This is a genomic window from Rhodococcus sp. NPDC060084 (genome assembly GCF_042730335.1).
GTDB lineage: Bacteria > Actinomycetota > Actinomycetes > Mycobacteriales > Mycobacteriaceae > Rhodococcus.
Map to the genome: position 1 here is coordinate 74787 of NZ_JBHWWX010000002.1, position 26794 is coordinate 101580.

The 26794-nt window shown below is 66.7% G+C and carries 25 protein-coding genes and 1 pseudogene; 13 read left to right on the top strand and 13 right to left on the bottom strand.

The genetic code is table 11. The features are described 5' to 3' along the window. Genes ACFWBU_RS01825 through ACFWBU_RS01835 form a run of 3 tightly spaced genes read left to right on the top strand, consistent with a single transcriptional unit; the run spans nucleotide 1 to nucleotide 2336 of the window. Entirely contained in the window at nucleotides 1-936 is a 936-nt protein-coding gene (locus tag ACFWBU_RS01825) for an ABC transporter ATP-binding protein (protein ID WP_169621589.1), read from the top strand. Nucleotides 937-966: 30 nt separating this feature from the next. After that, the gene (locus ACFWBU_RS01830) at nucleotides 967-1767 is read left to right on the top strand and encodes an ABC transporter permease (protein ID WP_169621590.1); all 801 of its coding nucleotides are present in this window, start codon (nucleotides 967-969) and stop codon (nucleotides 1765-1767) included. Next, the gene (locus tag ACFWBU_RS01835) at nucleotides 1764-2336 is read left to right on the top strand and encodes a TetR/AcrR family transcriptional regulator (RefSeq protein WP_169652583.1); all 573 of its coding nucleotides are present in this window, start codon (nucleotides 1764-1766) and stop codon (nucleotides 2334-2336) included. Before ACFWBU_RS01830 ends, ACFWBU_RS01835 begins: the two co-directional genes overlap by 4 nt. Here ACFWBU_RS01835 and add read toward each other — a convergent pair. From add to ACFWBU_RS01860, 5 genes are read right to left on the bottom strand one after another with little or no spacing between them, the layout of a single operon-like run. Continuing rightward, a complete protein-coding gene (add, locus tag ACFWBU_RS01840; protein WP_378527293.1) occupies nucleotides 2333-3349 on the bottom strand; it encodes an adenosine deaminase in 1017 nt (338 codons plus the stop codon). The genes ACFWBU_RS01835 and add overlap by 4 nt on opposite strands. A 4-nt stretch (nucleotides 3350-3353) precedes the next feature. Continuing rightward, nucleotides 3354-4379 carry a BMP family protein gene (locus tag ACFWBU_RS01845; protein WP_296551742.1) on the bottom strand — a complete coding sequence of 342 codons (1026 nt, stop codon included), beginning with the start codon at nucleotides 4377-4379 and terminating at the stop codon, nucleotides 3354-3356. A 58-nt stretch (nucleotides 4380-4437) separates the two neighbouring features. Beyond that, nucleotides 4438-5400, bottom strand: coding sequence for an ABC transporter permease (locus tag ACFWBU_RS01850; protein WP_169621593.1), 963 nt, complete (start codon nucleotides 5398-5400; stop codon nucleotides 4438-4440). Then, the gene (locus tag ACFWBU_RS01855; protein WP_296551741.1) at nucleotides 5397-6476 is read right to left on the bottom strand and encodes an ABC transporter permease; all 1080 of its coding nucleotides are present in this window, start codon (nucleotides 6474-6476) and stop codon (nucleotides 5397-5399) included. The genes ACFWBU_RS01850 and ACFWBU_RS01855 overlap by 4 nt, the downstream gene beginning before the upstream one ends. Beyond that, on the bottom strand, nucleotides 6473-8029 hold the full coding sequence (locus tag ACFWBU_RS01860; RefSeq protein ID WP_378527295.1) for an ABC transporter ATP-binding protein: 1557 nt from the start codon (nucleotides 8027-8029) through the stop codon (nucleotides 6473-6475). Before ACFWBU_RS01860 ends, ACFWBU_RS01855 begins: the two co-directional genes overlap by 4 nt. A 148-nt stretch (nucleotides 8030-8177) precedes the next feature. On the opposite strand from ACFWBU_RS01860, the gene ACFWBU_RS01865 reads away from it, so the two are divergent. From ACFWBU_RS01865 to ACFWBU_RS01885, 5 genes and pseudogenes are all read left to right on the top strand, one after another. Further along, a complete protein-coding gene (locus tag ACFWBU_RS01865) occupies nucleotides 8178-8777 on the top strand; it encodes a helix-turn-helix domain-containing protein (RefSeq protein WP_378527296.1) in 600 nt (199 codons plus the stop codon). Between the two features lie 67 nt (nucleotides 8778-8844). Next, nucleotides 8845-9162, top strand: a pseudogene (locus ACFWBU_RS01870) (2-oxoglutarate and iron-dependent oxygenase domain-containing protein); the annotation flags it as partial. A gap of 319 nt (nucleotides 9163-9481) precedes the next feature. After that, nucleotides 9482-9802, top strand: coding sequence for a 2OG-Fe(II) oxygenase family protein (locus ACFWBU_RS01875; RefSeq protein WP_378527297.1), 321 nt, complete (start codon nucleotides 9482-9484; stop codon nucleotides 9800-9802). 167 nt (nucleotides 9803-9969) lie between these two features. Continuing rightward, on the top strand, nucleotides 9970-12276 hold the full coding sequence (ppsA, locus tag ACFWBU_RS01880; protein ID WP_378527298.1) for a phosphoenolpyruvate synthase: 2307 nt from the start codon (nucleotides 9970-9972) through the stop codon (nucleotides 12274-12276). A gap of 49 nt (nucleotides 12277-12325) precedes the next feature. Continuing rightward, on the top strand, nucleotides 12326-12937 hold the full coding sequence (locus ACFWBU_RS01885; protein WP_378527300.1) for a GNAT family N-acetyltransferase: 612 nt from the start codon (nucleotides 12326-12328) through the stop codon (nucleotides 12935-12937). Here the strand turns inward: ACFWBU_RS01885 and ACFWBU_RS01890 are convergent. Together ACFWBU_RS01890 and ACFWBU_RS01895 are read right to left on the bottom strand one after the other, a co-directional pair. Continuing rightward, nucleotides 12920-15694 (bottom strand): cation-translocating P-type ATPase, encoded by a 2775-nt coding sequence (locus ACFWBU_RS01890; RefSeq protein ID WP_378527301.1) that lies wholly within the window; start codon nucleotides 15692-15694, stop codon nucleotides 12920-12922. The genes ACFWBU_RS01885 and ACFWBU_RS01890 overlap by 18 nt on opposite strands. Nucleotides 15695-15875: 181 nt before the next feature. Continuing rightward, nucleotides 15876-16415 carry a flavodoxin domain-containing protein gene (locus tag ACFWBU_RS01895; protein ID WP_378527302.1) on the bottom strand — a complete coding sequence of 180 codons (540 nt, stop codon included), beginning with the start codon at nucleotides 16413-16415 and terminating at the stop codon, nucleotides 15876-15878. Between the two features lie 189 nt (nucleotides 16416-16604). Here ACFWBU_RS01895 and ACFWBU_RS01900 point away from each other — a divergent pair, with 189 nt between their 5' ends. Beyond that, complete coding sequence (locus ACFWBU_RS01900; RefSeq protein ID WP_378527303.1) at nucleotides 16605-16997, top strand: hypothetical protein; 393 nt, start codon at nucleotides 16605-16607, stop codon at nucleotides 16995-16997. 72 nt (nucleotides 16998-17069) lie between these two features. Here ACFWBU_RS01900 and ACFWBU_RS01905 read toward each other — a convergent pair whose 3' ends face one another. Beyond that, nucleotides 17070-18767, bottom strand: a complete 1698-nt coding sequence (locus ACFWBU_RS01905; protein WP_378527304.1) for a fumarate hydratase — start codon at nucleotides 18765-18767, stop codon at nucleotides 17070-17072. 245 nt (nucleotides 18768-19012) lie between these two features. On the opposite strand from ACFWBU_RS01905, the gene ACFWBU_RS01910 reads away from it, so the two are divergent. Continuing rightward, on the top strand, nucleotides 19013-19759 hold the full coding sequence (locus tag ACFWBU_RS01910) for a type II CAAX prenyl endopeptidase Rce1 family protein (RefSeq protein WP_378527305.1): 747 nt from the start codon (nucleotides 19013-19015) through the stop codon (nucleotides 19757-19759). Between the two features lie 10 nt (nucleotides 19760-19769). Here ACFWBU_RS01910 and ACFWBU_RS01915 read toward each other — a convergent pair whose 3' ends face one another. Together ACFWBU_RS01915 and ACFWBU_RS01920 are read right to left on the bottom strand one after the other, a co-directional pair. Beyond that, nucleotides 19770-19985 (bottom strand): maltose regulon activator MalT, encoded by a 216-nt coding sequence (locus ACFWBU_RS01915; protein ID WP_378527306.1) that lies wholly within the window; start codon nucleotides 19983-19985, stop codon nucleotides 19770-19772. A 96-nt stretch (nucleotides 19986-20081) separates the two neighbouring features. After that, nucleotides 20082-20861, bottom strand: a complete 780-nt coding sequence (locus ACFWBU_RS01920; protein ID WP_378527307.1) for a helix-turn-helix domain-containing protein — start codon at nucleotides 20859-20861, stop codon at nucleotides 20082-20084. A gap of 86 nt (nucleotides 20862-20947) precedes the next feature. Here ACFWBU_RS01920 and ACFWBU_RS01925 point away from each other — a divergent pair, with 86 nt between their 5' ends. Continuing rightward, the gene (locus ACFWBU_RS01925) at nucleotides 20948-21298 is read left to right on the top strand and encodes a DUF1330 domain-containing protein (RefSeq protein WP_169652593.1); all 351 of its coding nucleotides are present in this window, start codon (nucleotides 20948-20950) and stop codon (nucleotides 21296-21298) included. Here ACFWBU_RS01925 and ACFWBU_RS01930 read toward each other — a convergent pair. Together ACFWBU_RS01930 and ACFWBU_RS01935 are read right to left on the bottom strand one after the other, a co-directional pair. Continuing rightward, on the bottom strand, nucleotides 21270-21857 hold the full coding sequence (locus tag ACFWBU_RS01930; RefSeq protein ID WP_378527308.1) for a mismatch-specific DNA-glycosylase: 588 nt from the start codon (nucleotides 21855-21857) through the stop codon (nucleotides 21270-21272). The genes ACFWBU_RS01925 and ACFWBU_RS01930 overlap by 29 nt on opposite strands. Nucleotides 21858-21883: 26 nt before the next feature. After that, nucleotides 21884-23272, bottom strand: coding sequence for a carotenoid oxygenase family protein (locus ACFWBU_RS01935; RefSeq protein WP_378527309.1), 1389 nt, complete (start codon nucleotides 23270-23272; stop codon nucleotides 21884-21886). Nucleotides 23273-23460: 188 nt separating this feature from the next. On the opposite strand from ACFWBU_RS01935, the gene ACFWBU_RS01940 reads away from it, so the two are divergent. Together ACFWBU_RS01940 and ACFWBU_RS01945 are read left to right on the top strand one after the other, a co-directional pair. Next, the gene (locus ACFWBU_RS01940) at nucleotides 23461-24393 is read left to right on the top strand and encodes a winged helix-turn-helix domain-containing protein (protein WP_169621616.1); all 933 of its coding nucleotides are present in this window, start codon (nucleotides 23461-23463) and stop codon (nucleotides 24391-24393) included. A 112-nt stretch (nucleotides 24394-24505) separates the two neighbouring features. Then, nucleotides 24506-25228, top strand: a complete 723-nt coding sequence (locus ACFWBU_RS01945; RefSeq protein WP_378527310.1) for a DUF1906 domain-containing protein — start codon at nucleotides 24506-24508, stop codon at nucleotides 25226-25228. On the opposite strand, the gene ACFWBU_RS01950 is transcribed toward ACFWBU_RS01945, so the two are convergent. Continuing rightward, a complete protein-coding gene (locus ACFWBU_RS01950) occupies nucleotides 25215-26654 on the bottom strand; it encodes an MFS transporter (RefSeq protein ID WP_169652595.1) in 1440 nt (479 codons plus the stop codon). The genes ACFWBU_RS01945 and ACFWBU_RS01950 overlap by 14 nt on opposite strands. Between the last annotated feature and the right edge of the window lie 140 nt (nucleotides 26655-26794).

Below are 26794 nucleotides of genomic sequence, written 5' to 3' on the forward strand. Positions count from 1 at the left end.
GTGCCTACTTCACCCGCGATCGAAATCCACGCCCTGACCAAGTCCTACGGTGACCGCGTCGTCCTCGACGACGTGTCGGTCGATGTTGCCCGCGGTAGTCGCACGATCGTCCTCGGCCCCAACGGCGCAGGAAAGTCCACCCTGCTGGAGATCATCGCGACTATCCGTACCCCGACCTCGGGAAGTGTTCGCATCGAAGGCCACGACTCCCGCGAACACCTGCGGGACGCACGACGTTCGATCGGACTCACACCCCAGTCGAATGCGCTCGATCCCCTTGCCACCCCGACGGAGATCTTCGAGTTCCAGGGCTTCGCGCTCGGAATGGGCCGGCGAGGCGCACGCGAACGCGCGCGCGAACTCGTCGAACTGTTCGGCCTCGGAGAACACAGCCGCAAACGAATCGCGCAGCTGTCGGGCGGCACCCGGCGCAAGGTCGATCTGGCGGTCGCGCTGATAGGCGAACCGCCCGTCATCGTTCTCGACGAACCGACAACCGGACTGGACCCACTCGCCCGTCTGGATTTCTGGAACGAGTTGACGCGACTGAACGACAGCGACCCGAACCGCACTCTTCTGATCTCGACGCAGGACCTGCACGAAGCGGAGGTCCTCGCCACGGACATCGTGGTGCTCCGGGAGGGCCGTGTCGTCGCGCACGACACGCCCGACACTCTCAAACGACGGGTCGGTGAGCGCACTCTCACTCTCGGATTGGCGAACCGGGCCGCCGCGCAGCACCTGATCACTAAGTCTCGTACGGCATTTCAGGCGGAGCCTCGAGCGGAAGACCTCGTTCGCCTCGCTTTGCCGGAGGATTCGAACGTGCTCGAGACCGCCCTGGAAGACATCGGTGCCATGGCGGGAGCGGTACGTGAAATCAGGCTGTCGGAACCATCTCTCGACGATGTGTTCGTTGCACTCGCATCTCGCTGACACGTCGGCTTCTCTGCTCGAAGGACACGAATGATCTCCACTGCAACATCTCCCGTTCACACCCCGGCCGCCATCCCGATCACGGTCGTCACGGCAGCGACGATCCGCTCGCTCCGGACGCTGCTGCGTTCCCCGGCGTTGTTGGTCAGCCCCCTTGCACAATCGCTGTTCTTCCTGCTCGTCTACACCGGTCAGTTGAGCACCGTCGGAGAGACCTATCTGCCCGGCGGTAGCTTCATCGCCTTTCTCCTGCCACTGATTCTCGTCACCGGAGTCGCGACCGGTGCCGGAGCGGCGGGCACCCTGGTCCATCAGGACGTGTCGAGCGGATATCTCGACCGGCTCCGCATGGCGCACGGAACGTCCGCGCCTTTTCTCGCGGGGACACTCGTCGCGACCCTCATCGTTGTCGCATTCCAGCAGGTCGTGACCGTCGCAGGCGCCGTACTGGTCGGTTACCGCCCGGGGGCGCTGCCGGGAGTGGTTGCCATGCTCGGTCTCATGCTCGTTCTCGGCCTCGCGGTGGCATTGTTCACGGTGGCACTCGCCGTGCGCGGAGCCTCGACATCGAGCATCAACCTGGTCACCCTCGTAGTGTTCGGCATGTCGTTCTTCACGGGATTCTTCGCTCCCGTCGAACAGCTTTCCGGGTGGATGCGTGCGGTCGCCACCATCAACCCGATCACCTACCTCGTGGAGACCGCGCGCCATCTGGAAAGCGGAGCCGCCCTCGAGGCGGCGCCCCTCGCGACCGCCGTGCTCGTTACGCTCCTGGTAGCGGGTGCACTTGCCTGTGTCCTGTCGTCGAACCATGCCCGGAGGAACCGATGATCGACGGAACCGATACCCGGACGCAGATCATGAGGGCGTTCGCCGACCAACTCGCCGCGACCGGTTACTCCGGCATCTCGCTCGTGGGGGTGGCCGACGACGTCGGGATCCGCAAACCCTCGATCTACCACCACTTTCCCGGTGGGAAGGAAGACCTCTACCGGGCAGTGGCGCAAGAGTTCATCGAAGGTCTCCACGTGCACATCCTGGAGGCGCTCGGAAGCGACGGACCGTTGGACGATCGTCTGACCGCGCTCGCCGTTGTCTCCTCCGAGCACCACCGGTCCACGATCACGTTCGAGCAACGGATCTACGACGCCCTCGACCAGGTGGGCGAGACGACCCGCGAGGAGATTTCCGGACTCTATGTCCGCAAAGTCCTCGACCCGGTGGTCGCCCTGTTTGCCGACGCCGTCGACAGGAACGAACTCACCGGGGAACCCGAGTTCTTGATGAACGCCTTCCTTCACCTCGCACGCGCGACGGAGTCCGGCGGAGCTGCCGTTGCACGCCGGATCACGGAGTTGTTCCTGAACGGCGCACGGCCACGCCCCGACGGGGTCGGCTAGAACGCGGTGCCCCAGGCGGCACCGAGTCGTGCGCGGAGCGCGGCCTTGTCGTCGTCCGGTAGCCAGCAGGCGTCGACGGAGCCGATCGCGATGTCGCACAACTGTTCCGGCGTCACCAGTCCTTCTTCGACGACCGTGACGTACTCGTCGCTGATATCGCGGCCCAGCATCGCGGGGTCGTCGCTGTTGACGGTGACGTGCAGCCCGGCCTCGAGCATGCGCGGGAGGGAGTGGTCACGCACCGACGGGTAGACCTGGGATATCAGGACGTCCGAACTGGGGCACAGCGTGAACACGATCCCGCGATCGGCTGCTTCTGCGGCCAGCGCAGGATCCTCGACGACGAGTGGACCGTGGTCGATCCGTTCGCAGCCGAGCACGCGGATCGCGTCGGCGACGCTCTGTACCCCGAACTCGCCGGCGTGGTAGGTCCGGCGAAGCCCGCGTCGGCCGGCCTCCGCGAACACGGGGGCCAACGCGGCGTCGTCGACGCCGGCTTCGATGCCGTCACCCCCGATCCCGACGAGGAACCCGTCGGGATCGGGCAGTGAGGTCAGAAGGTCGAGTTCCAGCAGCGCGAGGTGGGGACCGAGAAACTTGGTGCAGTCCATGATCATTCGGACGCCGATCCCGGTCTCTGCGATTCCGTCTCGCAGCCCCGCGGTGATCCCGTCCCACAGGTGCGCGGCGGGCACACCTCGGGAGAGATGCACGTGCGGAGTGAAGAACATCTCGGTGTAGACGATGCCTGTGGCGGCTGCGTCGAGCACCGATTCGTACGCGACGCGGTGGAAGTCCGCGGGGGAGACGATCGTGCTGCACACCGTGTCGTACACGTCGAGGAAGTGCCGCAGGTCGCGGTACGTGTAGAGCGTGCGCATGTCGTCCACGGGCAGCGGCGTGCCGTTGGCTGCGGCGAGTGCGTGCACCGTGTCGGGGCGGACGGTGCCCTCGAGGTGGCGGTGCAGTTCGATCTTGGGCAGCGCCCGCACTGCCTCGAGGGTCACCGTCATCGGGTTACGCTCCGCCCTTGTATTCGACCTCGAACTCGCCGGACTTGATCTTCTCCCGGTACTCCTCGAAGAGCGCCATCGCCTCGGGGGAGATCTTGTCGGCGAACGCAGGGTTCACCGCGACGTCGACGCCGCCCTCCGCGAAGTCCACGTCGTAGTACTTGGCGGGATCGATGTTGCCCGACTCGACGTCTGCCACCATCGCGCGGAGGACCTCGTCGAGATTCCACACGATCGAGGACACGACGTTCTCGGGGGCGAGCGGCGTCTGGTCCATCGCGTAACCGGCGACACCCACGCCGCGCTGCTTGGCACCTTCGATCGTGGCCGCGTCCACGCCGCACGTGGTGAACTGATCGGCGCCCTGGTCGACGAGCGCGTTGACAGCCTCGAGGGTCTGGGCCGCAGCGTCGGACCATCCGCCGATGTAGGACGGCCGGAGCTGGATTTCGCCCGGTCCCTTGTAGCTCAGGCGGGCACCGTCGGCGAACGACTCGATCTGCGCCTTGCACACCGGGATCTCGAAACCGGCTGTGCCGGCCAGAATTCCGGACTTCGTCAGGTCACCGGCGAGAATGCCCGACAGGAAGGAGCCCTCGTAGAACGGTTGGCTGTAGTCGGCGAGGTTGGCAGTGATGTCACCGAACCCGCCGGCGTAGGCGAACAACACGTCTGGGTAGTCCGCGATGACACCCTTGATCGGCTCGCCGTAGTTGAACGAGTGTCCCACGACGAGGTCGTGGCCGTCCTCGGCGAGGTCGGTCACGATCTGGGCGATCTGTTCGGAGGTGGCGCCCGAATCCTGCTGCACCACGGTCAGATCGATGAGTCCCTCGGCTTCGAGTTTCTCGGCGCCTTCCACCATGCCCTGGTTCCACCCGAGGTCGTTGACCGGGCCTGAGGTGATGATGGCGGCTTTGACGACGCCGTCGGACGACGACGATGCTCCGGACTCCGAACTCGACGAGCATCCGGAAACGGCGACTCCGGCCGCGGCGATCACCGCAACAGCGGTACCCAGTTTCTTCACGTGTTTCTCCTAGGGGAACGGAGACTCGTGTACACGAGCCTGTCTCGGGGGGGGGTAGTTATCTGGCAGGAACGAAGGGAACGCCGAGTGCCTTGGGTGCGTTGTTGCGGGCGAAACCCACGGTGGTCACGACAACGGCGACGAGGGTTACCGCGTACGGCATCGCCTGGAAGAGTTCGTACGGCACCGAGGTCGCTTGACCACCGGACGCTGCTTGCACGCGCAACTGGAAGGCATCGACGAGGCCGAACATGAAGCCGCCGGCGATGGCGCCGAGCGGGTTCCACCTGGCCAGGATCACCACACCGAGGGCGATCCAGCCTCGGCCGCCGGTGATGCCGTCCTGGAAGAAGCCGAGTCCGTCGATCACGAGAGCGCCGGCCATGCCCGCTGTTGCGCCGGAGATCAGAAGGGTGATCCAGCGGGTGCGGGGAACCGAGACGCCGACCGAATCGGCAGCCTCGGGACTCTCTCCCGCCGCGCGCACGGACAGTCCGAACGCGGTGCGCGAGAGCACCCACCACAGCGCCACCACCAGCAGCAGTGCCGCGTAGACGAGGGGCGACTGGGAGAAGACGATCTGGCCGATCGCGGGAATGTCCGAGAGCACGGGCAGGTCGACGGGCGTGCTGCCCTGAATGCGCGGGGGTGTGCCGGTCATCCCGAAGACCTGGAGGTAGAGGAACGACGCGAGTCCGGTCCCGAGGATGACCACCGAGATTCCAGTGATGATCTGGTCGACTGCCATCGTGATCGTCAGGTAGCCGACGATCGCAGCGGTCAGGAGGCCGGCGACAGCGCCGGTGACGGCCCCGAACAGAGGGTTTCCGGTGTAGTAGACGGTCACGAATGCCGTGATGGCACCGACCATCATCTGGCCTTCGATACCCAGGTTCATGAGGCCGGAACGTTCGGCCAGGCAGGCTCCCGCAGCAGCGAGGATGATGGGCACCGCGAGGCGCAGCGCGGCCGTGAGCAGGGGGACGAGCGCTCCGGCGCCCAGGACGTCGGACCAGTTCATCGGGCACGCTCCACGATTCGATTGGCGAGCAGCACCGTCAGGATCATCACGGCCTGCACGACGGTGCCGATCGAGGCCGGGATCTCCTGGGTGCGCTGCACGGCCTGGCTACCGAGGGTCAGCCCCGAGACCAGGGCCGCCGCAAGGACGATGCCGAACGGGTTCCGCCGTCCGAGCAGGGCCACCACGATCGCGGTGAATCCGATGCCAGAGGAGACGGCGAGCGACAGGCGGAACTCGCTGCCGAGCAACATGATCGCTCCGGCGATACCACCGAGCGCACCGCTGATCAGCGCCGAGGTGACGATGGTCCGGGCAACCGAGATGCCGTTTGCCGCAGCCACGCTGGGGCTCTCACCGACGATCTGAGACGAGAATCCGAACCGGGTCGAGCGCATCAGCCACCAGACCAGCGGGACCGCTGCGACAGCGACGAACACGCCGATGTGGATCCGCGTGCCCGGAATGGTCGCCAGGGCCGCCCAGTCCGGGATGCGTTCGGACTCGGGAGTGAAGCCGTTGGGGTTGGCGAGAGGTTTGCGGACAGTCCAGGCCAGAGCATAGAAGACGAGGTAGTTGAGCATGAGCGAGGAGATGATCTCGTTCACGCCCAGTCGCGCCTTCAGGACGCCGGCGATACCGCCGACGCAGGCGCCGGCAACGGCGGCGGTCACGGCGACGACGGGGATCGCAACCCAGGAGGTGCCGAGCGGAAGGCTGAGAACCACTGCGGCAGCGGTGATGGCTCCCACGTCGTAATGGCCCTGGGCGCCGATCGTGATGAACCCGGTGCGGTAGGCGATCGCGTAGCCGAGGCCTATGAGCACCAGCGGTGTCATGCCGGTGAGCAAGCGTCCAAGTTGGGTGTCGCCGCCGAGTGCGGCGTTCAGCATCGTGGCGTAGGCCTCACCGGGGTTGCCGCCGGCGAGAACGATGAGCACCGCACCGACGGCGAGTCCCACGGCCACTGCCAGGAAGGGGATCCCCACCGTGGTCAGGAGGCTGCGCAGTCGCGAGCGTGTCGCCGGGTCCGGGGGCGGTGCCGCCACCGGCGGACTCAGCATGCCGGTGCTCATGCCGCCACTTCCTGGAATCCGCCCATCGCGGAACCGAGAGCCTCGCGGTCGAACGGGCCCTCGTCGAATTCCGCGACGATGCGGCCGCGATACAGGACGACGACACGGTCTGCGAGACTGCAGATCTCGTCGAGGTCGGAGGAGATCAGCAGGATCGCGGCACCACGCGCCCGGTGTTCGACGAGGGTGTCCCACACGAATTCCGTTGCGCCGACGTCGAGACCGCGTGTCGGCTGGGCCACGACCAGCACGGCGGGAGCGCCGTCGAGAACCCGGCCGAGCACCACACGCTGGGCGTGGCCGCCGGAGAGCGTGCCCGCGAGCGTGCGGGGGCTCGAGGCCTTCACCGACAGGGCAGCGATGATGCGTTCGGCGCGTTCACGGATGGCGCTGCGGGACAGTCGGCCCCCGCGCCGCGCGAGGGGAGGGGTGGTGTAACTGTCGACCGCGAGATTCGTGTCGATGCCGAGCGATTTCACCAGGCCGCGGGTGTAGCGGTCGGAGGGAACGATGCCGACCCCGGCATCGCGGAGAAAGCGCGGACTCGAGATGTCGACCTCCCGGTCGGCGATGCGCACCGCACCGGACGCATCGGCAGCGAGGCCGGAGAGGACGTCCTCGAGCGAGGACTGCCCGTTGCCCTCGACACCGGCCACCGCGACGAGTTGCCCGGCCCCGACCCGCAGGGTCACCTCGTCCAGCTTTCCGGGCACCGAGACCCCGACGAGTTCGAGCATGCGTCCTCCGGACGGTTCCGCAGCGGCGCGGCGAATGCCGAGACCGACGTCGCGTCCGACCATGTCGCGGGCGAGTTCGGCGGTGGTGACCTCTGCGACCGGTTTCTCCGCGACCAGCCGTCCGCCGCGGAGCACACCCACCCGGTCTGCCGCTTCGAGCACTTCTTCGAGGTGATGCGTGATGAGCACGATTCCGACACCCCGCTCGACCGCCAGATCGCGAATCTGTGCCAGCAGTGAATGTACCTCCGCGGGAGCGAGATTCGCGGTCGGTTCGTCGAGTAGGAGATAGCGGGCGCCGAGGTGCAGGGCGCGCAGGATCTCGACGCGCTGTTGCTCGCCCACCGACAGAGTGTCGACGCGTGCCGACGGGTCGCAGGCAAGCCCGGTTTCGGCTGCCAGCGCCGAGATCTCGTCACACGTGCGGCGCAGCCGTCCTCGGCCGACAACTCCCCGCGAGCGCCCCAGGAGGAAGTTCTCGGCAACCGTCATCGACGGGACCAGCATGAAATGCTGGTGCACCATAGCGATTCGGTCGCTGCCTCCGGCGTCGAGCGTGAGGTCGTCGACGGTGATGGTGCCCGCATCCGGAGGCAGCAGGCCGGTGAGAATCCGCATCAGCGTGGACTTGCCGGCACCGTTCTCGCCGAGGAGTGCGTAGACCTCACCGGGCCGAATGTGCAGCGAGACGTCGCGGAGGACGATGTTGTCCCCGAACGACCGCGCGATGCCGTCCATCACCACGCCGTCGGTGAGGCTGGGCTGTTCGGCCGCCGGTGCGGTGGTGATGCGGGATGGAGAAGCTGGTGTCACCATTCGGTGTGACCTTCCGAGTAATTCGCTATTTGTTAAGGCGAGACGATCCAGGGTCCGGGTTGAGAGACCATGTCCGATCCGTGACGTTTGTGTTTCGGGGTCTGCAAAGCAGTTTCTTGGGGTGCGGAATCGGGGAGGGAGGAGAGATATGACACCTGAGGAACACGATCGGGTCGCTCGTGTCGGACGTGCTGTTCGTGTGGCCCGCAGGGAGGCAGGACTCAGTGCTCGTACGCTGGCGGCGCGCGCCGGGATCAGCCAGGCGTTCCTGAGTCAGGTGGAGCGCGGTCTCAACGTGCCGTCGCTCGCGTCGCTGTACAAGATCGCCGACGCGCTGGAGTGCTCTCCGTCGTATTTTCTCGACGCTCCACCGGACGGGGAGGTGCTGGTGGTGCGGGCGGAGCGTCGACGTGCCCGGCCGGTGACCGGATCGCCCGGTGCGCCGATCATGTGGATGGCGCAGGGAAACGGCACGATCCCCGAGGTGTACCAGTACGTCATCGGACCCGGCGACGACATCAGCGGTTGGTTTCGGCGCGCCGACGATCTCGTCCTCGTACTGGTGAGCGGTTGTCTCGGAGTGCAGGTGCGTGGGCGCGATCCGCTCGTACTCGACGTGGGTGACTGCCTGTTCGCGTCGGCCGGCACCGAGATGCAGTGGGAGCACCGGGGAGTGGACGACGTGCGCGTGGTGCTGTGTGTCGGGACACCGGGAGTGCAGGCCGTAACACGGTCCTCACCCGCCTGAGACGAAACCGCAGTATCGCGAGAATTAACTGATAGCGATCATCTCGCGACCGCTCCAGGAGAACCCCATGGACACACTTCCCGTCATCGACCTGCGGCCCCTACGCGACGGGAGTGATCCCCGCAGCGTCGCCGACGCGCTCGATGCCGCCTGCACCGACCTCGGGTTCTTCGTCGTCACCGGCCACGGACTCGACTCCGACCTGCGCGCCGCGACGATGGAACAGGCACGCCGCTTCTTCGCCCTGCCGTTCGAGGAGAAGATGGAGATCTCCATCGCGAAGTCGCCGTGCCACAGCGGATACGTACCGCCGAAGGCCGAAACCCTCGACGACGTGCTCGGCGCCGACGCCAAAGAAGGACTCGACATCACGTACGACCGTGGACCCGATCATCCCGAGGTCGTTGCCGGAACGCCGCTGCACGGTCCGGCGCAGTGGCCGTCCGCACTGATGCCAGTCTTCAAGGGAGTGGCCGACGAGTACGCGCACGCCTGCCTCGAGATCAACACCCATCTGATGCGTGGTCTCGCACTCGCGCTCGGCTTGGCGCCCGATTCGTTCGAGCCGATGTTCACCGATCCGATCGCATCCCTGCGGATGCTGCACTACGCACCGGCAGGGGCGGGGGAGACCGCACCGGGCGCAGGTGCGCACACCGACTACGGTTCGCTGACCCTGCTCGCGCAGGGACGACATCGGCGGATTGCAGGTTGCGGCGCGCGGAGGCGGGTGGATCGACGTCGCCACGCCGCCCGACGCGCTCATCGTCAACCTCGGCGACATGATTGCCCGGTGGACCAACCACCGTTATGTCTCCACCCGTCACCGGGTGCTGAATCCTGTGGGACGACACCGTTATTCGCTGCCGTACTTCGTCGCACCCGATTTTCGTGCGGTGATCGAGGCGATCCCGACGTGTGTCGAACCCGGCGCGGAGCCGATCTACCCGCCCGTCACCGCCGGCGAGTACATGCTTTCGCGGTTCGCCGCGACACACGCTTATCTCGGGAAGAAGGCGTCGTGAGGTTCAGGTTCTGCCCGATGCTGTGTGACCCAGGTGCAAGGCAGTAGTGCTCCGAACGTGCGATTTCGCCCGAAGATCGTCCGCGCCACCTACCGTGAGACACATTCCGCCGAGCGCGCGGCTGGGCGGCCTTCGCTAGGGAGCACCACGATCCGGGGGAGTCAGCAATGGCCGAACATCATTTGTGGGTACGTCCCATCGAGACGGTGGGTGCCGAGGACGCGCCGACGGTGGGTGGCAAGTCCGCCAATCTGGGTGAGCTCACGCGGGCGGGTTTTCCGGTTCCACCTGCGTTCGCGGTCACGGCGGACGCGTACATCGATGCGATGCAGGCCGCGGGAGTCCGTGCCCGGCTGGCTGCCGAGGCGGTACCGGCTCCCGATATCAACGAGGCAGAACTCATCCGTACCTCGGCCGAACTCGCCGAGTTGGTGACGGGCACGTCTGTTCCGGACGAGATGCGGGCGGACATCGTCGCGGCGTACGAGACTCTCGGGGCGCGTGTTGCGGTGGCAGTTCGGTCGTCGGCGCCGGCGGAGGACGCGGCGGACACCTCGTTCGCGGGAATTCACGAGTCGTACACCAACATCGTCGGTGCCGACGAGGTGGTTCGTGCGGTGCAGGCGTGCTGGGCGTCGTTGTGGTCCGAGCGTGCCCGCACCTATCGGGGGCTCCGAGGGATCGCGGAGGAACCGTCCATTGCGGTCGCCGTGCAGGTGATGGTCAGGTCGGAGTCGTCCGGTGTGGCGTTCACCGCCGATCCGCGCACGGGCGAGTTGGACCGCATCGTGATCGAGGCAGCGCTCGGGCTGGGGGAAGTCGTCGTCGGCGGGCAGGTCGAGCCTGATACCTACGTCGTCGCCAAGGACGGACTGCAGGTGCTCGACGTGCACCTCGGGCATCAGGAGTTCGAGATCGCCTCGACCGAGAAGGGCGACAGCCGTGTTGCGGTGGATCCGTCACGCGGTGTCCAGGTCCTCGACGACGACCAGATCGGCAAGGTTGCACGGCTGGCCGTCGGTGTGGAGCAGCACTACGGCAGCCCGCAGGATCTCGAGTTCGCCTTCGCCGAGGGCCACCTGTGGATCGTGCAGGCGAGGCCGATCACAACGCTGAGCGGGCAGGGCACGGGGAGACCGAGTAGCTCGACAGCGGGTCCGTCCGGTGACGGGGACACGGCACCTTTGCTGATCGGACTGGGCGCGGGACCCGGTTCGGCGACCGGGCGGGTACGCGTACTGCGTGACCTCGCGGACGGGAAGAGACTCACCGACGGTGAGATCATCGTGGCACCGATGACCCGGCCGGACTGGCTGCCCATTCTGCGGAGAGCCGGCGGGATCGTCACCGACGGCGGTGGAATCACCTGTCACGCCGCGATCGTCGGTCGTGAACTCGGTAAGCCGGTGGTCGTCGGTGCGCGTACCGCAACGACCACGCTCAGAGACGGGCAGGTGATCACCGTCGACGGCGACGCGGGCGTGGTGTTCGAGGGGGCAGTGACCACCGCGGGCAGTCGGGCGAGGGCGGACGAGGCGGGTCCGGCGGCCGCGGGTAGTGCTCCGACGGTCACCGCGACCTCGGTGTACGTCAACCTTGCCACTCCGGACGCAGCCGAGGCCGTCGCCGCGACCGACGTCGACGGGGTCGGCCTGCTGCGGGCGGAATTCATGATTACCGAGGCGCTGGCCGGGGAGCATCCGGCGCACATGATCGCGGAGGGCCGCCGCGACGAGTATGTCGAGAAGATGGCGGGTGGTGTCTCGAAGATCGCCGCGGCGTTCGCGCCCCGGCCGGTGGTCTACCGGGCGATCGACCTGCGCAGTAACGAATTCGCCGATCTGGAAGGTGGTGAGATCGAACCCGACGAGGCGAATCCGATGATCGGCTATCGGGGTTGTTTCCGGTACGTCCGTGATCCGCAGTTGTTCTCCCTGGACCTCGACGTGATACACCGCGTGCGGAGCGCGTATCCGAACGTGCACTTGATGATTCCCTTCGTGCGCACACGGTGGGAATTGAAGGAGTGCCTGGCACAGCTCGACGCCCATCCGCTGGGCGCAGATCGTCGGATGTGGCGATGGATCATGGCCGAGGTGCCCTCCGTCGTCTATTGGTTGCCCGAATACGCGGCACTCGGTATCGACGGTGTGTCGATCGGCAGTAACGACCTGACCCAGTTGATGCTGGGGGTCGACCGGGATTCCGAGATGTGCAAGGAACTGTTCGACACCTTGGACCCGGCAGTTCTCGACGCGATCGACCACATCATCGACCGTGCATCTGCAGCCGGACTGACGACGTCGCTGTGTGGTCAGGCCGTGTCGACGAGCCCCGCCCTCGCCGAGCACCTCGTGCGCCGCGGCATCACGTCGGTTTCCGTCACTCCCGATGCCGCAGTACGCACCAGACGAACGGTCGCACAAGCGGAACAGCGAATCGTGCTCGGCAAGGCCCGCCGGAAGGAAGAATGACGCGGCGGCCCATGCGGTGTCCCGATTCCGTGGAAGGACGTATGAGCCGGTGTTCGCAGAACAGCACACGGTCAGCCCCGACCTGGTGATCCGCCCGCTGGGTCCGCAGGACGAGGACTCGGTCCGGGCTTTGCACGAGCATCTCACCCAGCGCGACACGTACCTGCGATTCTTCACTGTGGCCCCACGGCGCGTGGACGAGCTTGCGGAAATGCTGTGTCGCCAGGACGACGGACATGTGAGCTTGGGGGCGTTCGACGATGCCGAGGTGGTCGCAGTAGCGAACTACACCGTCCTCGATGACGACGTCGCATCGGCGGAATGCGCGGTCGCCGTGAGCCACCCCATGCAGCACCACGGCATCGGAACCGCCTTGCTGCAACGCCTGGTCGAAATTGCACGAGCACGCGGAATTCGGCGTCTGTCGGCGTACGTGTTGTCGGTGAACACCACGATGCTGCAGGTCCTCGGAGAACTGGGATGGTCCCGGAACGGGAGCGAGCCGGGATCTGTCGTTCAAGTCGATATCACGCTCGGCGATCCCCTGGGAAACGGAGGTTCCCGCGTCGCGGCGGACTCGTCCCTCCGGGTACCACCGGATCGGCCGGAGGGTGGTCCGTCCGGTCCGTCGGCGAACGGTCCTTCAGTCGTGGGTCCGTAACCACCAGCGGAAGATTTCGTCGCAACCCCACACGATGACCGGCAGCGGGATGAGCAGAGTCAGCAACCACAGATCCGGGACCTCGGTGCCGAAGACGGCCTGAAACGGTGGGATGGTCACGACCGCTGCGGCGAAAAGGACCTCGAAGGCGATTCCCCACAACAGCATTCGATTCGTCGTGAGTCCGATCTGTGCAAGGGAGGAGCGACTTGCGCGAGCGGCCATCGCGGTGCCGATCTGGCAGGCGACGATACCGAGGAATGTCATGGTCGTGGCCTGCCGCCAGGTGTCGTGCAACTCCCCGCTGGAGACGTCGGCTCCGAAGGTCCAGCCACCGTCGAGGAGGGTGAGCAGGAACAGTGCCATCACCAGGACTGCGGAGACTCCGCCGAGGACGCCCCAGGCACGGGCCAGCATGACTCCCTCGATCACCGACTGCGAACGCGGCCGGGGCCGGCGTCGCATCAGGTCCGGTTCGGCTTTCTCCCGTCCGAGCGCCAGCGCCGGGAGGGTCTCGGTGCCGAGATCGATGGCGAGGATCTGCATGATGGTCAGCGGCAGGGGAATACCGCCGCTGGTGAGCGCGTAGGCAAGGAAGGGCACGACCTCGGGGGTCGCGTGCGCGAAGATGTAGACGATGAACTTGCGGACGTTGTCGTAGACCCGCCGGCCCGCTTCGATGGCGCCGACGATCGTGGCGAAGTTGTCGTCGACGAGGACCATCACCGCCGCCTCACGCGCGACGTCCGTGCCCGATCGGCCCATTGCCACGCCGATATCGGCCTGGCGCAGGGCGGGTGCGTCGTTGGCGCCGTCGCCGGTCATCGCGACGATCCGGCCGGACTCCTGAAGCGCGTCGGCGATGCGCAGCTTCGTCTCCGGTGAGCTGCGGGCGAAGACGATTTCGTCGTCACCGGCGAGCGCCTCATCGAGTTCGCGGTCGGACATCGCGTCTGCTTCGTCTCCGCCGATCACGCGCAGGCCGTTCTTCCCGATGTGCACGCTCTCGGCGATTCCGCGGGCAGTGAGCGCGTGGTCGCCGGTGACGACGATCAGCCGGATGCCGGCCGTATGGCAGCGGTCAACGGCGCCGGGAACTTCGGGGCGGGGCGGATCGATCATCGCGATGATGCCGAGCAACGTCGAGCCCTGCTCTGCCTGCTCTCGGCTGAGGTTCCTTGCCACTTCGGAGGGTGTCAGGGTGCGTTCGGCCAACGCCAGCAACCGTCGGCCGCGAGCCGCCCAGTCGTCGACGACGGTTTCGATCGTGGCGCGGTCCTCCTCCGTCAACGGTCTGGGTGCGGTCCCGTCGGAGATGTGTGTGCAGCGGGCGACGACCTCCTCGGGTGCGCCTTTGGTGTGCACGACGACCGTGGTGCCGACGCGGTCGACCGTCGACATCCGCCGCAGGGCCGGATCGAAGTGGAATTGTGCGAGTCTGTCCTCCTTGCTGCGGTGGGGGTCGAGACCGAGTTTTCCCGCGCCCCGGAGCAGAGCGAGTTCGGTCGGGTCGCCGATCCCGGCGTCTTCCGGTTTCGCACCGTCTTCCGGTTCGGCACCGTCGGGCGGTGTCGCACCGGGCGGTTGTGCGAGTTCGGCGTTACTGCACCACACTGCAGCCGTCATGAGTTGTCCCGCCGCCGAGTCTGCCGCGGGATGTGTCGAAAGATCTTGGAAGTCCAGCACGCCTTCGTGCGTCCATGCCTGGGTGACGGTCATTCGGTTCAGCGTGAGTGTCCCGGTCTTGTCGGTGCAGATGACGCTCGTCGACCCGAGCGTCTCGACGGCAGAGATCCGTTTGACGAAGGCGCCCTGCCGGGCCAGGAGCCGCACACCCACGGCGAGCGCGAGGGTGATGGTCGGGAGCAGGCCCTCGGGAACGTTGGCGACGATGAGTCCGATCGCGAAGTTCAGCGAATCGGCCAGCGACAACCCGGCCAGCAGGGTGCCCAGGGGAATGAACGCGAGACCCAGCCCCACTGCCACGATGGCGATCAGGCGGGCGACCCTCCTCACCTGTTTCTCGAGCGGGCTCTCTTCAGGCCCACTGCGTTGGGACAACGCAGCAATCCGGCCGAGTTCGGTGTTCATTCCGGTGGCGAAAACGACCGCGGTGACTTCCCCTGTGACGCACGTGGTGCCGCTGAAGACGAGATCGCGGGCGAGGATCAACGGAACACGACTGTCTCCGCTGTCGACGCTCACCGGTACCGGTGTCGATTCCCCGGTCAGCGCGGACGCGTCGATCTGCGCCGAGCCGTCGAGCAGGCGCGCGTCGGCGGAAACACGGTCCCCTTCGGAGACGACGATGACATCGCCGGGCACGAGTTCCCGCGCGTCGACCTCTGTTTCGACCTCGTCGCGGACGACGCGGGCACGTTGGGGGAGGTAGGCGGCAAGTGCTTCGACGGCCTGTTCGGCGTGGCGTTCCTGAACGAACGCGAACGCGGCGTTGAGGCCGATGACCACTACGATCGCGATCGCCAGCGGCACCGAACCCGACAACGCTGCAAGCGCGGCAGCGACCCACAGGAGCAGTGCAAGTGGGTGGAGGAGTTGCCGGCTCAGGGCACGCACCCATCCTTCGCCGGCGCGGCGAACCAGTTCGTTGGGGCCGGACAGGCCGAGGCGCCGTTGCGCGTCGCGAGTGGACAGACCGGTCCGGGACGATCGCAGGTCACGTAGCAGGCGGTCGAGTTCTTCGAGTGGATCGACCGGTGCGACGTGATCGGTTTCGCCGCTCGCTGTCTCGCTCATATGGTCTCATCCCTGCGGTGACGCACGATCGCGTTGCCATGGGCGGTAGTGCATTTCGGAACAGGGCTCTGCTCGAAGTGTCCTCCTGCGGCGGTTCGGGCGGCGTCGAACTCGATGGATTCGTACATGCCGGGAGGCAGATACGAGATGCCTGACGGACGGGAGAGAAGCGCGGGCGGCGTCAGCGAAGACCTGGAGTGACGTCGCGACCGATGCCTTCGCTCCAGGCGTCGATGTCGCGCCAATCCCTGGCATCGCCGTATCTCCCTCCCATCAGGCGAAAGACGAACCGCCCGAATCCGGGCCAGTCGCCGGGGGTGATCGAACCGGCGAAGAACCGGTGATCACGGACCTCTGTGACCGCCCGCAACTCCTGTACCGCATCCGGTTCGGGCATCGCCCGCCGCAGATATCGTGCCACCCGCGGGGACAGCGTCGAACTGGTGGCGCCTACCGAACACACCGAATATGCCCAGGTCGCCCGGCCTGTTTGGGTGGTGCCGAACCGGGTGATCGCATCGACGGCCTCGGGGAGCCATTGGCCGTTGTGAACGGCGCTCCCGAGCACGAGCGTGTCGTACGCCTGTACCGAGTCCACCTCGCTCAACGCCCTCAGATCGACCTCGACGCCGCGTGCGGTGAGCGAAGCAGCAATCCGTTCGGCGATCCCGCGGGTGGATCCATTCGCGGTGGCGTATCCGACCAGGGTTGTCGTCGTCATGGTGGTCCTCTGCGGGTGTCGGCGGAGGTCGTGAGGGGATCGGGTCAGAACCTGCGTATCCACGGTATCGAGCGGTGCCTGTCACTGCCCGAGGGTTGCACCGGTCCGGCGTTTCTGGGATAGTTCCAATATTGGTGTTTCTACAATTAAGACCGGCTGTTTTGCGGCCGTGGGTATCGAGAGATTCGCATGTTCAGCGCCGAGCGATCCCGCACGGTCGCGCTTCCACCGCTGGTTCTAGGCGGGCTGCGGCCGCTCTACCGGCAGATGGCACACAACCGTGTGCATTCCGCGTCGTTCGAGTACCTCGCCGCGGGGGCCGCGGTGGACGTCTGCGTGATTGTGGGCGCGCACGGCCCGGAGTTGAAACTGCGGATCCCCGAGCGTGACCTCGACGTCACGTTCACGATGTCGACGCACTTCCGCGTCGCACCTGTGATGGCGCTCGAGACATATCGAGCGCTCTGCGGCGTGGCTGCTCCGGGCGCGGAACCGTCGCCCGAGATCGTCGTCGGGTTTCTGCGCAGGGTCGTCGCGCAGTCGCCGGCAGTGCTCTCGCGCACGCACGCCTGCGCGGCCTGACCAACGGTATCGACGATCCGGCCCCGGTGGACCAGAGTCCTCCGGGGCCGGATTGTGCTGTGCGCCTGTCTGTTACAGACCGGGACGCTTGCCGATGGTGAGTGTCACCTCGCCGGTGTGGGCGAAGAAATCGTTGCCCTTGTCGTCGACGACGATGAACGCCGGGAAGTCCTCGACGTCGATCTTCCAGACCGCTTCCATGCCGAGTTCTTCGTATTCGACGATCTCGACATTCTTGATGCAATCCAGCGCAAGGCGCGCCGCAGGGCCGCCGATGGAACCGAGATAGAAACCTCCGTGCCGGTGGCACGCGTCGGTCACCTGCTTGGACCGGTTGCCCTTGGCGAGCATGATCATCGAACCGCCGGCTGCCTGGAACTGCTCGACGTACGAGTCCATGCGCCCGGCCGTGGTCGGGCCGAAGGACCCGGACGCGAGACCCTCGGGGGTCTTGGCGGGACCGGCGTAGTAGACCGGGTGGTCCTTGAGGTACTGCGGCATCTCCTCGCCGGCGTCGAGACGCTCCTTGATCTTGGCGTGGGCGATGTCGCGGGCCACCACGAGCGGCCCGGTCAGCGACAGGCGGGTCTTCACCGGATGCTTGGACAGTTCGGCCAGGATCTCGGGCATGGGACGGGTCAAGTCGATCTTGACGGCGGCACCCTTGCCGGTACCCGAGACACCCGCCGTCTCGGCGTCGAGCCGGCTGTCGGTGATCTCGGGCAGGAAGCGGCCGGGATCGAACTCGAGCTGCTCGAGGAACACGCCCTCCGGGGTGATCTTCGCCTTCGCCTGACGGTCCGCCGAGCACGACACCGCGATCGCGACGGGCAGCGACGCTCCGTGGCGAGGCAGGCGGACCACGCGCACGTCGTGGCAGAAGTACTTGCCCCCGAACTGCGCGCCGATCCCGATCTTCTGGGTCAGCTCGAAGACCTTCTCCTCGAGCTCGTGATCGCGGAACCCGCGACCGGTCATCGCGCCCTCGGTGGGCAGTTCGTCCAGGTAGTGCGCGGACGCGTACTTGGCCGTCTTGAGTGCGAACTCGGCAGAGGTGCCGCCGACGACGATCGCGAGGTGGTACGGAGGGCAGGCGGCCGTGCCGAGCGACCGGATCTTGGCCTCGAGGAACTGCATCATCGAGTCCGGGTTCAGGATCGCCTTGGTTTCCTGGTACAGGTACGACTTGTTCGCCGACCCGCCACCTTTCGCCATGAACAGGAACTTGTAGGAGTTCTCGTGGCCCTTCGCGGTATCTGCGTAGAGCTCGATCTGGGCCGGCAGGTTGCTGCCCGTGTTCTTCTCGTCCCACATGGTGAGGGGCGCGTTCTGTGAGTAGCGCAGATTGAGTCTTGTGTACGCGTCGTACACGCCGCGCGCGATCGACTCTTCGTCGTCACCGGGGGTGAGTACCTGCTGGCCGCGCTTGCCCATGACGATGGCGGTGCCGGTGTCCTGGCACATCGGCAACACCCCTGCTGCGGCGATATTCGCGTTCTTCAGCAGGTCGAGGGCTACGAACTTGTCGTTGTCCGACGCTTCGGGGTCGTCGAGGATGCTCGCGAGCTGCTTCAGGTGATCCGTGCGCAGATAATGCGAAATGTCGTGCAGCGCGGTTTCGGTCAGCAGGCGCAGGGCCTCGGGCTCGACCTTCAGAAAGGTGCGGCCGTCGGGGCCTTCGACGGTGGACACCCCCTCGCTGGTCAGCAGCCGATACTCGGTGGGGTCTTCCCCGATCGGCAGCAGGTCCTCGTAGAGGAAGTCGGCCATTGTTTCTCCTGGAAGAGGGGGCGATGTTCCGCAGACAGATTAGTCGTGCAGAATCGGCGCCCCGACAACGGGGCGTGTGACGCAGAAGTCCCTCACGATCCGTGTGATCCACATCTCCGCAGTCCGGGGGCGGTTTCGGAATGCGAGTCCGGACGGTCCCAGGGGGTGTGATGCGCGTCATGCAGGTGGCCGGGCAGATTCCTTACAATGGTATGGATGCACGGAAAACCCGGAAAGAAGACTGCGTGAGCACCCAAACCCGACAATTACCCTCTCTGGCCTGGTTGCTCAGATTTCACGCGTGGGTCGACGTCGCAATCGTTGTCGCCGTCCTGATCTCCACGAACGTGGTGGCGCACTTCACCACCGTATGGGCGTCGATCGCCACGGTTCCCATTTCTGCCGCGATCCTCGTCGTCCTGATGCGGCGTCGGGGAATGCGGTGGTCCGAACTCGGATTGTCGCCGCGGCACTGGAAACGAGGCACGGTCTACTCGCTCGCCGCCGTCGGCTTGGTCCTCACCGTCGTCGCGATCGGCGTCGCCCTTCCGTTCACCCGGCAGTTCTTTCTCTCCGAACGCTACGCAACCATCTCGGGCGCGCTCGTCGCTTCGATGATCATCATCCCGCTGCAGACCGTGATCCCCGAGGAACTCGCGTTCCGCGGCGTCCTTCACGGCACTCTCGAACGCGTGTGGGGTGCGCGCGGAGTCTTCGCAGCGGGCTCGCTGCTGTTCGGCCTGTGGCACGTCGCGTCGTCCCTCGGCCTCACCTCGGGTAACGCCGGTCTGGCTGCCGTCTTCGGCAACGGGCTGTGGGGGCAGATCGTCGGTGTCGCGGGAGCAGTGGTCGCGACCGCGGCTGCCGGCTTCGTGTTCACCTGGCTCCGCCGGCGCAGCGGCAGCATCCTCGCGCCGATCGCGCTGCACTGGTCGCTCAACGGCGCCGGCGCTCTTGCCGCCGCCCTCGTCTGGCAGATTTCCCTCGGTTGACGCGCCGAACTCAGTCTTCCGGGTTCTCGATCCACGAACCGTAGGGCGGAGGCCCGTCGCTCTGAATCTGCAAGCCGAAACTCGGGGAGTGCTTCCACACGTATCCCGGCAGCACATGCTCTTCCGACGTCGTGTTGTTCATGATCACGATGTCCCCGGTGGCACGCTGCTCGAGAGCGAAACCGTCGTCGCGTCCGTCGACGACCCACCATTTCGTAGCGCTCATGACTACAGCCTTTCGGATCTGCTCGAACACAGTTTCCGTCACAACGGTAGCGCGCACGACACCGCCACGACACCGCTTCGGCAACCTCTCCGGTGCCTACCCGGCGCGCAGCGCCGAAGCCGTCCAGGCGTCCGCGGGATAGAACGCTTCGATGGCCAATTCCGACACCGTGACGTCCAGGGGGGTCCCGAACAGCGTGGTCGTGCTCAGGAACGACAACACGCCGGTGTCGACCCGTAACTGCAGCGGCACGACCAGCGCGTGGGGATCCGTGGCCGAGACCGGGTCGTCGCACGGATACTGCTCGAGTTCCCGGTGCAGGCGCGCGAGCACGGGATCGCCGGTCGCCGCGATCTGATGGCGCAACCGTGCCAGCAGGTGCGCGCGCCACTGGCCGAGATTGGCGATACGCGGCGCAAGTCCCCGCGGGTGGAGTGTCAGCCGCAGCACGTTGACGGGCGGTTCGAGCAGCTCCGCCGCACAGTCCGAGACCAGCGCCGTGATGGCGTCGTTCGCGTCGACCATCGTCCAGTGCCGGTCGACGACCAGCGCGGGAAACGGCCGGTGCAGTTCCAGGATCCGGGTGATGGCATCGGCGACCGCACTCAACGGCACGTCGTCGAGCCGGTGCTCCGGATAGGCGGGCGCGAGTCCCGCGGCGAGCAGAATCGAGTTTCGTTCCCGCAAGGGAATATCGAGATGCTCGCTCAGTCTCACCACGATGTCCCGGGACGGCTGCGACCGCCCTGTCTCGACAAAGCTGATGTGCCGCGACGAGATGCCTGCCCGATGTGCAAGGTCGAGTTGGCTCATTCCTCGGCGTTCCCGCCACGCGCGCAGCAACGCCCCGGACCGGACCCTCTCGACGACCGTCATGTTGTCGAGAATAGAGCCGCCGGGAACGGCCGCCATTACCTCCGAGGTAATCGACCGGCGCTGCCCGGGCGCGGCACGCTCGTGCAATGACCGCATACGCAGTAGCCCACCTCCGCAGCGTCGACTTCGGAGACGCCATCGCCGAATACCTGACGAAGATCGACGACACCGTTCGTGCATTCGACGGCCGGTTCCTCGTCCACGGAACAGACCCCCACGTCCTCGAAGGGGAATGGCCCGGCCACCTGGTGCTCATCGAGTTCCCCGACCTCGAACGGGCACGCGGGTGGTACGACTCGCCCGAGTATCAGGAAATCCTTCCGTTGAGGACCGAGAACTCGGACGGTTCGGCGATTCTCGTGGAGGGGACCGCGCCCGGTTATCGCGCGGCGGGCTACCTCGACAAGATCAGCGGGCGGGTGAACTCGGAGCGCTGAGGATCCCCGCGGCCCGAGCAGGTTCCGCGTAGGCCACCGCCAGCGACTCGACGGTCTCGTGGGCATTGAGTCCGCTCGGGTTGGGTACCACCCACAGCGGCGTGCCCCCGATGGTGTCGTCCTGAAGACCCGTCCGCGCCGTGCGCTTGCCGAACGCCGCCCGGTACGCGGTGATCCCCGCAACCGCGACGACCCGCGGGCGGAACTCGGCCACCTCCGACGCCAATCGTTCGGCGCCCGCACGTAATTCGTCCGACGTCAGCTCGTCGGCGCGGGCGGTCGCCCGCGGAGCCAGGTTGGTGATGCCCACGCCGCGTTCGATCAGGTGGTTGCGATCGGCCGCACTCATTCCTTCCGACGGGGTGATCGGGTGTGTGATGATCCCGGCCCGAAAAAGCGCGGGGTAGAACCGATTTCCGGGTCGCGCGAAGTGGGCACCCGTCGCCGCAGTCCACAGCCCGGGATTGATCCCGACGAACAGCAAGCGGCATCCCGGCCCGACGAGGTCGGGAACCACGGCGTCGCGGAAAGATTCGAGTTCGGCACGTGTGAAACCCATCGGTCCACAGTAAGCGGTGGCTGCCCCTACCCCGAGGGCACCCACGTGCCGTGCAATCCCGCCGGCACCCGGATCGGTAACCGCACCCGTGCACGCGGTCCGGTGCCGGGATCATCGGCGGAGAACACCAGGAACCAGCTCGTCAGATCGGTGAAGTCGGTCGCGATCGAACCCCAGTAACCGGCGCCGGACGTGCTCGTGAGGTACACCGGCTCGCCGGGGGAGAGCGTGCCCCCGGACCACACCGTGTCGGCGCCGGAATCCACGTCGAACCAGAACAATGCGTCGGCGGAGCCGGACGGCAATCGTTGCGACCCGCTGCGGCCCAGCGTGGCGACGATGCGGTGTCGGTCCGTCGACAGACGCTCGTCGATGCGGGGGAACTCGATGTCGCGGTCGTGGAGTGTCGTGCGGGCGACGCCGTGCCGCCCGATGACGGCGCGGCGCAACAGCGACGGGTTGGGTCCGTCGTGCTGGGTCAACGCGCCGGGATACCGCCACTCGACGTAGTCGACCGCGACGTCTCCTCCGGGGAGGTCGAAGGCATTGGCGGTGTGCCACATCCAGAAGGAGTCGGTGGAGAACCAGCGCACTGCGCCACCGTCGCGGGGGACGAGGGCGACCCGGACCCCGAGTTCGGGTTGCCAGTCGAGGGGCGAGGCGCCCGTGAAGATCTTTTCCAGGTCGAAGACCATCGGCGCCAGGATCAGCACGATATAGGTCTCGGTGAGAGCCATGTCGTGCACCATCAGAGGGCGGTCGGCACCGTCGACGGGTGTGGCCGCGCGTACGACCGCGCCGTCCGGGCCGAACACCGACCATGTCAGGAACGGCGCGTCGAGCATGTAGCAGAACGCGACCATCTCGCCGGTGCGCGGATCGATCTTGGGATGGGCGGTAAGGCCGACAGGTAACGCCCCGCCGAATGTCTCCCGGCCCAGCGTTTCGAGTTCCGAACCGAGCGCGTACGGCGGCGCGGCCTCGGCCAGCGCGAGCAACCGCCCGCCGTGACGGACCACGTTGATGTCGGGAAGTTCGCGCATGGTGTTCGCGAGATCGGGCCCCACCTCGTCGGCGGGCGGAAAATACGGGTCGGTGATGCCGGCCCACAGGGCTCGTCCCGCCTTCTCCTCGGCCACGACCTGCGGGGTCCGCACGAACCGGTTCGTGTAGCGCGCGGTACCGCCGGACAGTTCGACGCGGTGCACCATTCCGTCCCCGTCGATCGGGTAGACGTACTGCCCGATCGGATCGAATCGAGGATTCGGGCCGTTGCGCAGGTAGCTGCCTTCCAGGTCGTCGGGCAGATGTCCCTCGACCACGAGGTCTCGTACGTCCACCTCGTCGCGTTGCGGCGCGAACATGCCGCTCAGGTGCGCGTGGTGGGCCATGTCGACGGGTGCGGGTCGGTTCATGAGGTCACCTCATGCGAAGCGGAGAAAGGGGTGGAGTCCCCGTCTCGCATGGTAGGTCGCCGGCCGGGTGCGAGCGGACGGTTTCGGAGCGGAGCGCGACGGCCGGGGTCCGTGACCAATCGGCTAGGGTATTTTCCGACGTCCAGGACCGAAGCCGCGGCCGCGTGGCCGCAACGTTAGGGGAAGGTGTGCAGCGCCGGAACGCGATCGGTAATTCCGTCCGGAACACCGGAGGCGACGAATCCGCGTTGCCGCCGTACACGGATCTCCTGTGGCCGACGCTGCAGGCCGTGATCGAAATCGGCGGATCCGGGGTCATCGAGGAGATCGACGGGGCCGTGATCGCCCGGGTCGGTTTGTCCGAGGCGGACCGGGCCGTACTGCACGGTGACGGGCCCGGCACCGAAATCGAGTACCGGATCGCCTGGGCGCGCACCTACCTCAAGGGCATGGGCCTGCTGTCGAACACCCGTCGAGGCGTGTGGAGCGTGACCGACGACGGTCGCGCGGTCCGCGAATCCGAGATCAAGCCCATGCAGGTCGCGTACACCGCGGAGAAGCGACGCCGACGCCTGGTCCGCAACTCGTCCCAAGGCGCGCAGGTCGTGCCGCTCGCCGCTGCACCCGAGGATCCCGAGCTGTGGCGAGAACCGGTACTCGGGGCGGTCGCCGACCTTCCCGCGGAGGGTTTCGAGCGCCTCGTCACCGCTGTGCTGCGGTCCGCGGGCTTCACGACTCTGACAGTCCCCGCTCCGGGTGGGGGCACCGACTCCGACGCGCAGGTGGAGGGCACCGGCATCCTGCGTGTCTCGCTGCTCAGCTTCTCGGTGTTCTTCCGGTTCGTCCGCGGACAGGAGCGCGCGGGCGCCGACGTCGTTCGCGAATTCCGTGCGGCGATGGTCGGTCGCGGGGAGAAGGGTCTGCTGGTGTCCACCGGATCCTTCACCGACGATGCGCGCGCGGAGGCACACCGGCACGGCGCTCCGCCCATCGATCTCGTCGACGGCGAGGGTCTGTGCGACCTCCTCAAGGAGCACGGACTCGGCATACGCACCACGGTGCGCACCGTCGAAGATGTCGCGCTCGTGCCCGCGTTCTTCGCCGAGTTGGCGGGCCGCTGAGGACCGTTCGCAGCGTAGGTCCGACCAGCACCTTTACCGATGTGCTGCGTGTGGCAGGTGTGAATGTGGTGCAATCCGAAGGCACGATCACACATTCCGGAACGGGGGCGCCATGACGTTTTCTCGTCGAGACATGTTGCGGTACGCGGCGATCGGCTCGGGCGCCGTGGTGGCCTCCGCGGTCATGGCCCCGGGGGCGGCGCAGGCCCGGGACGTCCTCGGCACCATCGTCGACTATTCGGCGGGTGTGCCGTCGGCGGCGTCGATCAGGGCCGCAGGACACATCGGGGCGATCCGGTATGTATCCGACCGTCGGCCCGGCGCCGACTGGATGCTCGGTAAGCCGTTGAACCGGGGAGAAGCCGGCGCCCTGCTCGACAACGGACTGGAAGTGGTGTCGTGCTACCAGTTCGGCAAGGCGGAGACCGCCGACTGGCTCGGCGGCTACGACGCAGGACTGAGGCACGCGCGACGCGGTCTGGAATTGCACCGCGCGGCGGGCGGACCCGCCGACCGGCCGATCTACGCGTCGATCGACGACAACCCGAACTTCGAGCAGTTCACCACCCGGATCGTGCCCTACCTTCTCGCGTGGCAGGAGGTAGTCGGCCCCGCGAACACCGGCGTGTACGCGAACTCTCCGACCATCGACTGGGCGTCCGCGGTAGGCCTCGGCGCGTTCTACTGGCAGCACGACTGGGGCACGCCGGCCGGTTACGTCCATCCGCGCGCACACCTGCACCAGAAGGGCGGCGGGACCATCGACGGAATCGGTATCGACGTCAACCGCGTCTTCAGCGCGGATTACGGACAGTGGTCGCTTACACGCCTCTAGCCGGTCCGACCTCGCGTACTCGCGGAGGTGGCGGCGGGATGAACGCGGTGAACACCAGGGCCACGACGGACGCGAGCGCCGCGATGAGGAAGGTGGTGCGGAACCCGCTGAGTTCCGGCACGACTGCATCGCCGACCTGCACGGTCATCGCTGCGAGCACGACACCGATCACCGCTGCCGCCGTCGAGGTACCGATGGACCGCATCAGCGTGTTCAGACTGTTCGCCGCCGCGGACTCGTGGAGCGGGACGGAACTCATGATGAGCGCGGGCATGGCGGCGTAGGCGAGACCCACACCGGCTCCGATGACCATCGATGCCGCGATGATGTGCCACAACTCCCGGTGCAGCAGATACGCCGTGAGATAACCGGCGCCCACGAAGACCACGCCGCAGGCGAGGGTGACACGCGGGCCGAACGTGGTGGTGATCCGTGCCGACACGGGAGACAACGCCATCATGACGAGTCCGCTCGGCGCGAGGGCCATACCGGCAGCGACCATCGTCTGCCCGAGTCCGTAGCCGGTTTCGGGTGGCGCCATGAGCAATTGGGGGAACGCGAGGACGTTCGCGTACATCGCGAAGCCCAGCGCGATCGACGCCAGGTTCGTCATCAGAATGGGACGGCGGGCGGACAGTCGCAGATCGACCAGCGGCCGGTCGACGCGCAACTCGTACCAGCCGAATCCCAGGAAGACCAGCAGCGCTCCGCCGAGCATGGCGAGGGTGGCCGGCTCAGCCCAACCCCACGAATTTCCCTTCGTCACCGGAACGAGAAGGAGAATCAGGGCGGACGAGAGCAGACCCGCTCCAAGGAAATCGAACCGGCCCGGGTTGCGTCGCGGTGATTCCGGGACGAACTTCCATACCGCGGCGATGCCGACCGCGCCGAGCACCAGCGAGGCCACGAACAACATGTGCCAGTCGGTGAGCTGGGCGACCAGTGCCGCGAGGGGCAAGCCGATTGCTCCGCCCACGCCCATGGTCGCGCTGATCGTGGCCATCGCGCCGGGAACCCGTTTGGCCGGTAGCTCGTCGCGCAGGATGGCGATGCCGAGGGGGATCGCGCCTACGGCGGCGCCCTGGAGAGTCCGACCGATCACGAGGGGCAGGAGTGTGTTCGCCATCGCGCACACCGCGGAACCGAGCACCATCATGCCGAGGCTGACGAGCAGCATCCGGCGTTTGCCGAACATGTCACCGAGCCGGCCGCTGATCGGGGTGACGACCGCACCGGCCAGAAGTGTCGCGGTCACTGCCCAGGACGTGTTCTCCGGAGATGCGTTCACGAGGAGCGGCAGCCGGGGCAGGATCGGCACGATCAGGGTCTGCATGAGGGCGACGCTGATCCCGCACATGGCCAGGACCGCGACGATCCCGGAAGGAGCGGGTTGCTCCCGCGTCGGGATCGGAGTTTCGACGGCCATGCCTCTCCTCGCTCAGGGGCCGGCGAGATCGCGGCCGAAAACTTTAGTGCGCCATATCAACTAGTTGGTCCACCGTGTCTAGCACGGGGATACCGCCGATGTACAACCGGTTTCGGTCCAGCGCACCGGACCGAAGCTCT

Coding starts and splice junctions, on each gene's coding strand:
- ACFWBU_RS01830 (WP_169621590.1), top strand. CDS start 967: ATGATCTCCACTGCAACATCTCCCGTTCACACCCCGGCCGCCATCCCG.
- ACFWBU_RS01835 (WP_169652583.1), top strand. CDS start 1,764: ATGATCGACGGAACCGATACCCGGACGCAGATCATGAGGGCGTTCGCC.
- add (WP_378527293.1), bottom strand. CDS start 3,349: ATGACGGTGACCCTCGAGGCAGTGCGGGCGCTGCCCAAGATCGAACTG.
- ACFWBU_RS01850 (WP_169621593.1), bottom strand. CDS start 5,400: ATGAACTGGTCCGACGTCCTGGGCGCCGGAGCGCTCGTCCCCCTGCTC.
- ACFWBU_RS01855 (WP_296551741.1), bottom strand. CDS start 6,476: ATGAGCACCGGCATGCTGAGTCCGCCGGTGGCGGCACCGCCCCCGGAC.
- ACFWBU_RS01860 (WP_378527295.1), bottom strand. CDS start 8,029: ATGGTGACACCAGCTTCTCCATCCCGCATCACCACCGCACCGGCGGCC.
- ACFWBU_RS01865 (WP_378527296.1), top strand. CDS start 8,178: ATGACACCTGAGGAACACGATCGGGTCGCTCGTGTCGGACGTGCTGTT.
- ppsA (WP_378527298.1), top strand. CDS start 9,970: ATGGCCGAACATCATTTGTGGGTACGTCCCATCGAGACGGTGGGTGCC.
- ACFWBU_RS01890 (WP_378527301.1), bottom strand. CDS start 15,694: ATGAGCGAGACAGCGAGCGGCGAAACCGATCACGTCGCACCGGTCGAT.
- ACFWBU_RS01895 (WP_378527302.1), bottom strand. CDS start 16,415: ATGACGACGACAACCCTGGTCGGATACGCCACCGCGAATGGATCCACC.
- ACFWBU_RS01900 (WP_378527303.1), top strand. CDS start 16,605: ATGTTCAGCGCCGAGCGATCCCGCACGGTCGCGCTTCCACCGCTGGTT.
- ACFWBU_RS01905 (WP_378527304.1), bottom strand. CDS start 18,767: ATGGCCGACTTCCTCTACGAGGACCTGCTGCCGATCGGGGAAGACCCC.
- ACFWBU_RS01915 (WP_378527306.1), bottom strand. CDS start 19,985: ATGAGCGCTACGAAATGGTGGGTCGTCGACGGACGCGACGACGGTTTC.
- ACFWBU_RS01920 (WP_378527307.1), bottom strand. CDS start 20,861: ATGACGGTCGTCGAGAGGGTCCGGTCCGGGGCGTTGCTGCGCGCGTGG.
- ACFWBU_RS01925 (WP_169652593.1), top strand. CDS start 20,948: ATGACCGCATACGCAGTAGCCCACCTCCGCAGCGTCGACTTCGGAGAC.
- ACFWBU_RS01930 (WP_378527308.1), bottom strand. CDS start 21,857: ATGGGTTTCACACGTGCCGAACTCGAATCTTTCCGCGACGCCGTGGTT.
- ACFWBU_RS01935 (WP_378527309.1), bottom strand. CDS start 23,272: ATGAACCGACCCGCACCCGTCGACATGGCCCACCACGCGCACCTGAGC.
- ACFWBU_RS01945 (WP_378527310.1), top strand. CDS start 24,506: ATGACGTTTTCTCGTCGAGACATGTTGCGGTACGCGGCGATCGGCTCG.
- ACFWBU_RS01950 (WP_169652595.1), bottom strand. CDS start 26,654: ATGGCCGTCGAAACTCCGATCCCGACGCGGGAGCAACCCGCTCCTTCC.